This is a genomic window from Psychrobacter piscatorii, assembly GCF_001444505.1.
Classification (GTDB): Bacteria; Pseudomonadota; Gammaproteobacteria; order Pseudomonadales; family Moraxellaceae; genus Psychrobacter; species Psychrobacter piscatorii_B.
Map to the genome: position 1 here is coordinate 1 of NZ_LNDJ01000031.1, position 1,085 is coordinate 1,085.

Here is a 1,085-nt window from a genome sequence, read left to right on the forward strand (position 1 = left end):
ATGAAAAGCTTCGATGACATCAAAGACCTCCAGAAGCAGCTCATGCAATCCTTTATCGACACTGCCCTTGAAGCTGAGATGGAGGACCATCTCGGCTATCCTAAGCATGAAAAGGCAGATAAGCCAAATAAACGCAATGGGCATACTAAAAAGACCGTCCGCAGTGACACAGGCGATCTTGAGATATCCGCCCCAAGAGACCGCAATAGCAGCTTTGAGCCTGTGCTGGTCAGTAAGCATCAAACCCGTATCTCAGGTCTCGATGATAAAATCATATCGTCACTACAGGCATAGCCTTCCGTCTTGCGCTTCGGGCAAGTGTGCCCCACACACTTGCTTATCCTCGCTCATACGCCAAGGGTCAAACCACCACCGAGATTGTAGAGAGCATTAAAGAGCTCTACGATGTCGATATCTCCAGTAGCTTAGTTTCAAAAGTCACTGACAACATATTAGAGGACATCACCGCTTGGCAGAACCGTCCGCTGAGCAGTGTCTATCCTATCGTCTATTTGGACTGCATCGTCGTGAAGATACGTCAAGACAAGCAGATCATCAACAAGGCTATCTATCTGGCACTAGGCGTGGGACTTGATGGCAGAAAAGAGCTGCTTGGTATGTGGCTCTCAGAGCATGAAGGCGCTAAGTTCTGACTGGGTATTCTCACTGAACTACAAAACCGCGGGGTACAAGATATTCTCATTGCCTGTGTTGACGGCTTAAAAGGCTTCCCTGATGCCCTCAACACCGTCTACCCCAATGCTCAGGTTCAGCTGTGTATCGTGCATATGGTGCGCTATTCAATGAAGTTCGTACCGTGGACTGATAAGAAAGCCGTAGCGGCTGATTTAAAGGTTATCTACGGCGCTGATACGCTTGAGATAGCAGAGGCCAATCTTGAGCACTTTGATGAGGTGTGGGGCGAGAAATACCCGCACGTGGTTAAGTCTTGGCGCAATAACTGGGAGGGCTTAACGGTGTTCTTTAATTACCCTAAAGACATCAGAAAAGTCATATATACCACCAATGCTATTGAGTCGCTAAACAGCGTGATTCGGACGGCGGTGAATAAGCGTAAGGTGTTC

At 48.1% G+C, this 1,085-nt stretch carries 1 pseudogene; it reads left to right on the forward strand.

The features are described from left to right. Nucleotides 1-1,085, forward strand: a pseudogene (locus AS194_RS13450) (IS256 family transposase); the annotation flags it as partial.